At 43.1% G+C, this 6,000-nt stretch carries 6 protein-coding genes and 4 tRNA genes; 7 read left to right on the top strand and 3 right to left on the bottom strand.

Translation table 11 applies throughout. The features are described from left to right. Positions 1-300: 300 nt before the first annotated feature. Complete coding sequence (pssA, locus tag AACV12_RS06435) at positions 301-1,641, bottom strand: CDP-diacylglycerol--serine O-phosphatidyltransferase (RefSeq protein ID WP_013857962.1); 1,341 nt, start codon at positions 1,639-1,641, stop codon at positions 301-303. A 98-nt stretch (positions 1,642-1,739) separates the two neighbouring features. Next, complete coding sequence (locus AACV12_RS06430) at positions 1,740-2,222, bottom strand: GNAT family N-acetyltransferase (RefSeq protein WP_013857960.1); 483 nt, start codon at positions 2,220-2,222, stop codon at positions 1,740-1,742. Between the two features lie 8 nt (positions 2,223-2,230). Here AACV12_RS06430 and murB point away from each other — a divergent pair, with 8 nt between their 5' ends. Then, positions 2,231-3,277 (top strand): UDP-N-acetylmuramate dehydrogenase, encoded by a 1,047-nt coding sequence (gene murB / locus AACV12_RS06425; RefSeq protein ID WP_013857959.1) that lies wholly within the window; start codon positions 2,231-2,233, stop codon positions 3,275-3,277. Beyond that, positions 3,274-4,236 carry a bifunctional biotin--[acetyl-CoA-carboxylase] ligase/biotin operon repressor BirA gene (gene birA / locus AACV12_RS06420; RefSeq protein ID WP_170901592.1) on the top strand — a complete coding sequence of 321 codons (963 nt, stop codon included), beginning with the start codon at positions 3,274-3,276 and terminating at the stop codon, positions 4,234-4,236. The genes murB and birA overlap by 4 nt, the downstream gene beginning before the upstream one ends. A 13-nt stretch (positions 4,237-4,249) precedes the next feature. On the opposite strand, the gene coaA is transcribed toward birA, so the two are convergent. Further along, positions 4,250-5,173: a type I pantothenate kinase gene (coaA, locus tag AACV12_RS06415; protein WP_010318972.1), complete on the bottom strand. Its 924-nt coding sequence runs from the start codon at positions 5,171-5,173 to the stop codon at positions 4,250-4,252. A gap of 212 nt (positions 5,174-5,385) precedes the next feature. Between coaA and AACV12_RS06410 the strand changes: the two genes are divergently transcribed. The 5 genes from AACV12_RS06410 to AACV12_RS06390 form a co-directional block, all read left to right on the top strand. Beyond that, positions 5,386-5,461, top strand: a tRNA-Thr gene (locus AACV12_RS06410). Between the two features lie 30 nt (positions 5,462-5,491). Beyond that, positions 5,492-5,576: transfer RNA gene (locus AACV12_RS06405), tRNA-Tyr, on the top strand. A 34-nt stretch (positions 5,577-5,610) separates the two neighbouring features. Then, a tRNA-Gly gene (locus AACV12_RS06400) sits at positions 5,611-5,685 on the top strand. A 10-nt stretch (positions 5,686-5,695) separates the two neighbouring features. Then, positions 5,696-5,771, top strand: a tRNA-Thr gene (locus tag AACV12_RS06395). A 101-nt stretch (positions 5,772-5,872) separates the two neighbouring features. Beyond that, a partial coding sequence (locus tag AACV12_RS06390; RefSeq protein WP_235800309.1) for a GTP-binding protein occupies positions 5,873-6,000 on the top strand: 128 nt, incomplete at its 3' end.

Genomic DNA, 6,000 nt, shown 5'->3' with positions numbered 1-6,000 from the left:
GGTTAGAATACCGGCCTGTCACGCCGGGGGTCGCGGGTTCGAGTCCCGTCCGCTCCGCCACTTATTAAGAAGCCCTGCTAGTAATAGCAGGGCTTTTTTCATTTGAGCAAAATAGCATTTTATTTTTATTACTCTCAGTGCAGTAGTGGTCAATCTATCTTGATTCTTTTGGCTTATGTTCATCGAACAGAGTAGCTGCATGAAAGGCGCTACTATCTCAATCAATAGCCATATGAAAACAACGTGTAGGCATATAAAAAAGCCGACACGTTGTGTCGGCTAATCGTTTAGTGTTGTGCTTTACAGAATCTGTTTGAGTACTCTATCGGCCTTAACTCGCGTTACTTTGCGCAGTAGTTTTTGTACCGCATCAGGGTAGTTTTCTATCTTCTCTAGTTGTTTGTAGGTACAAACAAGTTGAGTGTGTCGAAGGATGTTGTCGATCTCTTGCTCAAACTTAGGTGTTAAGTGGTGATAGTGATCTTGGATGAGAATGGCATTCTCGAGATCGAGCTTCCATGCTCTTGGATTTAAGTTATTACCAGTGATCAACATATAGCGCTTATCCACCCATACGCCTTTTAGATGGAAGCTATTCTCTTCATGTTTCCAGAGATGGATAGAAAGATTTCGACTGGCAATATGGGCTTCATTTACTTTGGCAAAACGGCGTAGATTAAGCTCATATAAATAAGGTAAGCCGCCGATTGTCTTGAAGGTTTGCTCTGGGGAAATATAGAAATCGTTTGCCGTTTTATCGCCAACGACAATGTGAACTTTTACACCCCGTTTCAATGCTTTCTTAACTTCTTTAGCGACACTTTTTGGAAAATTGAAATACGGAGTGCAGATAAAGACTTCATCTTTAGCATGAGCGATCAGTTGGTTAATATTGTGGTTGAGTTTATTTCGACGCTTTCCAATACCTACCAGTGGCGTCAAAGCCACTTGATCGGCTGTTGGGATCTGTGACTCAAACTCATAGTTTGCTGTTGCTAGAGAGGCTCTAAATTGCCGAATGTCAGTTTTGATATCTTTCGTCGTTGGCTTCGATGTGTTTGATAAGTCATTGACAGCAGGATGACTTATCATTTTTTGCTGAATAAATTGTACCATGCTATCGGCAAGAGATTGATTGTCGATGGTGTGATAGCGGTCGAATCGATAGCGCTCTTTGTGATGCAAATAAACGTTATTAAGGCTTGCTCCGCTATAGATCACCTGGTCGTCGACAATAAAACCTTTGAGATGTAAAACACCAAAAACTTCGCGACCTCGCACGGGGATGCCGTATACGGGAATGGCGTGTTCGTGGTTCTGAGAGAACTCTTGATACATTGAAGCATTGCCTTCTGAAGCGGCCGCACCAATTAATCCACGTTGCGCTCTATGCCAATCAACGCAAATCGCAATATCTAAGCCAGGGTTTCTTTGCTTGGCATTATATAGCTCCGTTAAAACTTCTCTGCCTGCTTCGTCATCTTCTAAATACAGCGCTACAAGATAGATTCGTTTACTTGCCTGACGGATCGACTGGATCAGATGATTTTTAAATTCTTTTGCCGAAAATAAAACTTCAAAATGATCCGGTGATTGTGCGATGGTCGGCAATCGCTCGAATGGGTTTCTATGAGCAATCATATTGGATGATTTACCTTACTTATTTGCAAAATTGCGAACTGGGGATATTACCAAATTCAACGGTTCAATTGCTAGAAAAGCCGCGCATTCTCGTCATACTAGCCTAGGTATCTCATAGGAATGAGATCTTTACCACTGGATACATAGCGCTCAAACCGTTGCATAAGAGCTATTGGTAGTTCTTCTGTCATTATGGAGTGAAAACCATGACGAGCATAAAAGGGCTCAAGATGAGCGTATGCGAAGCAATAATCCTGATTATTGAGAATATTCTCGCTGCAATAATTGAGCAACTGCGACCCAATCCCTTTTTTTTGGTTTTCTGGCAGCACAAGCATGCCAGTCAGTAATCGATATACATCAATATTTTTAAATCTGACAACAGCAGATATCTGCCCATCGAGCGTGCCTATAACGCACAATTCATCTTTCCTAGCTTTTGCTGAAGGGTAATGTTCTTTGTACATTCGCTTGATCAAAGGAAGTTTTATCGGGGGGAGTATGTCAAATTGTAGTTGCCACATTTCTTCCTGCTTCGAATAGTTATCTGTTGTAGAATGGCGTGAGTTTAATTTATCCATAGAATGCCATGCAATTACATCCCAATGCGAGCTTAAAAAAATACCACACTTTTGGCCTAGAACAATCTTGTCAATTATTAGCTGAAGTTTTCTCTGTGCAAGATTTGGTGGAAATTTACCAGAGCGCAGAATGGCAGACTTTGCCTAAGTTGATGTTAGGAAAAGGTAGCAATGTCCTTTTTACTTGTGATTTTCAAGGAATGGTTTTAAGCAACCAACTGAAAGGGTTACAGCACACGCAGGATGATAATTACCATTATTTGCATGTTTCTGGTGGTGAGGATTGGCCTTCACTTGTTGAATGGGCTGTGAAGCAAAATATTGCAGGTCTTGAAAATTTGGCTTTGATACCTGGTTGTGCAGGTTCTGCTCCTATCCAAAATATTGGCGCTTATGGTGTAGAGTTTCAAGATGTGTGTGATTACGTTGATTATCTCTGTTTAGACTCCTTAACCGTCAAGCGCCTGAGCGCTAAACAATGTCTATTTGGTTATCGTGATTCTATTTTTAAGCACGCTTTGCACAGTAACGCGATCGTTGTAGCGGTAGGACTAAAGTTATTGAAGCAATGGCAACCCGTACTGAATTATGGACCTTTGCAAGAACTGGATAGTCACACCTGCCAAGTTATTGATATTTATAAACGGGTATGCGCTACTCGCAATGCCAAATTACCCGATCCGCGGGTGCTAGGTAATGCAGGAAGCTTCTTTAAAAATCCAATTATTAGTTTAGAACATTGGCAGGCTCTTCTTGAGAGTTATCCCGATCTTGTTTCTTACCCCGTGGAAGAAGGCAGAAAAGTAGCGGCTGGGTGGTTGATTGATCAGTGTGGGCTCAAAGGGTATAGCTTAGGTGATGCTCAAGTGCATCCGAAGCAAGCTTTAGTGTTGGTAAATAAAGGTAGCGCTACAGCCTTTGATGTTATTCAACTAGCGATTAAAGTTTGCATAGCAGTTCAGGATAAATTTTCGATATCTTTAGAGCATGAAGTCCGATTTTTAGATGCGATTGGTGAAACGAACCTTGAGCATCTTGCTAAGGAATTAAAGTGAAAGAGCACAGTGTCAAACTATCATTACTTCGTCATCTGGCCAGTGGCGAGTTTTGTTCTGGTGAGTTGCTAGGAGCAGAACTTGGTATTTCTCGCGCTGCAGTAAGTAAGCATATTAAAGGGATTCAGGAGTGGGGAATTGATATTTTCCGCGTCCAAGGCAAAGGCTATCAGCTTGCTCAATCACTGAATCTACTTGATGTGACACAGATCCAAAATGCCGTGCGTAACCCTGTCGAGCTTTTCCCCATTATCGATTCAACCAACCAATACCTGTTAGAACGTGTAGATAACCTTGCTTCGGGCAGCGTTTGCTTAGCAGAGTATCAGGCTAATGGACGGGGTCGGCGTGGGCGTCAGTGGATATCGCCTTTTGGCAGCAATCTTTATGTTTCCATGTACTGGCGACTCGACGCAGGGATGGCGGCCGCAATGGGGCTTAGCCTTGTGGTCGGGGTCGCGATTGTGGAAGCGCTAGCAAGCATCGGATTTGACGGTGTAAAGCTTAAGTGGCCGAACGACCTCTATTTTCAGGATAGAAAGCTGGCGGGTATTTTAGTAGAAATGACAGGGCAGGCTGGCGCAGCGGCACATTTAGTGATTGGGATGGGAATGAACATTTTCATGCCCGAAAATGAGCAAGCCATTGACCAGCCATGGGCAAGTTTGTCGCAGGTAGCCGACGGTCTGAAAATAGACAGGAACTTGCTCGCTACTGTCTTTATTCAATCATTAGACCAAGCGCTACGTGATTACGAGCTTTATGGGATGAAGGATTTTATACCGCGCTGGAATCGACTCGATAACTTTATTGGTCGAAAAGTTAAACTGCTTATGGGCCCCAAAGAGGTCTATGGCGTGGTGCACGGGATCAACGAATATGGAGCGGTGTTGCTAGAAACAGAGAATGGAATGGAGAGTTACATTGGTGGCGAAATATCGTTACGCAAGGCAGAGTAACCGCTTTACCAAACTATTTTCTTAGTAGTATCTCTTCCACGGTATGATTGAGGCCTTTACGCAAAACTAACTGAGCGCGCTCTTTGGTCGGTAAAATATTATGTTGCAGATTTTTACCGTTGATCGAGTGCCAAATGCTCTCAGCTTTTTCTCTCGCCTCTAGCTCAGACAGTTTTGTGTAGTGGCTAAAGTACGATCCCGTCTCCTTAAAGGCGCTGTGACGAAACTTCATAAAGCGTTCAACATACCACTTTTCAATAAGTTGACTGTCCGCATCGACATACAGTGAGAAATCTAAGAAATCAGATATAAACACTCGATGTGGATCGTGTGGATAATCCATGCCGCTTTGCAAGACGTTCAATCCTTCAATGATCAACACATCTGGCCTATCGACGACTTTCTCTTCAGTGGTGATGTCGTAAGTAAGATGTGAATAGATCGGCGCGCTTACATTTCTTTTTCCTGCTTTAACATCCGACACAAACTGTACCAGACGTTTCATATCATAAGATTCAGGAAACCCCTTTTTCCCCATAATTCCTCTCTCATTAAGAATTTTGTTGGGAAAAAGAAACCCATCTGTCGTGATCAGTTCAACTTTGGGATGATTCTCCCAGCGTGAAAGAAGCGCTTTTAACAAACGCGCCGTAGTACTTTTCCCAACGGCGACACTTCCTGCGATGCCAATGATAAAAGGAGGCGATATATCGGTATTACCGAGAAATTGATGCAAAACCGCATTTCGGCTTTGTCTGGCGGCCACGTATAAATTAAGTAAGCGAGCCAAAGGCAGATAAATCTCAGCCGTTTCTTTCATCGTTAGGTTTTCATTAATACCTTGTAGCTCTTTTAAGTCAGCCTCAGAGAGAGTCATTGGGACAGAGTTACGTAGCTCGGCCCATTGATTGCGATCAAAAGAGATATAAGGACCCATAAAATACCTAACGATGAATGACAGAAAAAAGAAGAGGATGAAACATACATTAAGGTGAAAAGAATGGAAATGCCTTAAACGATAGAATTGAGTGAGAAAACGCATTTTGCTTGAAAAAGCAACGAACAGGCGAGATTTATGGAAAATTGGTTTTTTTTTAATATTTAGGCTTGCAAGGCTGAGCATCATTCAATAGAATGCGCTCCACTTATGCCGACTTAGCTCAGTAGGTAGAGCAACTGACTTGTAATCAGTAGGTCACCAGTTCGATTCCGGTAGTCGGCACCATTCTTTTTCGAAAGAATGAAGAAAAAATTTGGAGGGGTTCCCGAGTGGCCAAAGGGAGCAGACTGTAAATCTGCCGGCTCCGCCTTCGATGGTTCGAATCCGTCCCCCTCCACCATATTCTTAAGGAAATAGCTCTCAGAGTTACGTGTGCGGGCATCGTATAATGGCTATTACCTCAGCCTTCCAAGCTGATGATGCGGGTTCGATTCCCGCTGCCCGCTCCAATTTTTGAGTGCTGATATAGCTCAGTCGGTAGAGCGCACCCTTGGTAAGGGTGAGGTCCCCAGTTCAACTCTGGGTATCAGCACCAGCTCTCCAAGCAATTATCTCCTTTTGATATATACTCCTTACCAATAATTTTGGTTGCGTGGTCATCAAAGCCACCTAAATCCGTACCTAGAGGGACAACTCATGTCTAAAGCAAAATTTGAACGTACGAAACCGCACGTAAACGTTGGTACTATCGGCCACGTTGACCACGGTAAAACAACTCTAACTGCTGCTATCTGTACTACACTTGCAAAAGTGTACGGTGGTGA

It is taken from the genome of Vibrio sp. 2-2(8) (assembly GCF_963888495.1).
GTDB classification, from domain to species: Bacteria; Pseudomonadota; Gammaproteobacteria; order Enterobacterales; family Vibrionaceae; genus Vibrio; species Vibrio anguillarum.
The sequence above is the reverse complement of the archived record's forward strand: the minus strand, read 5'-3'. Positions and strand labels throughout refer to the sequence as shown.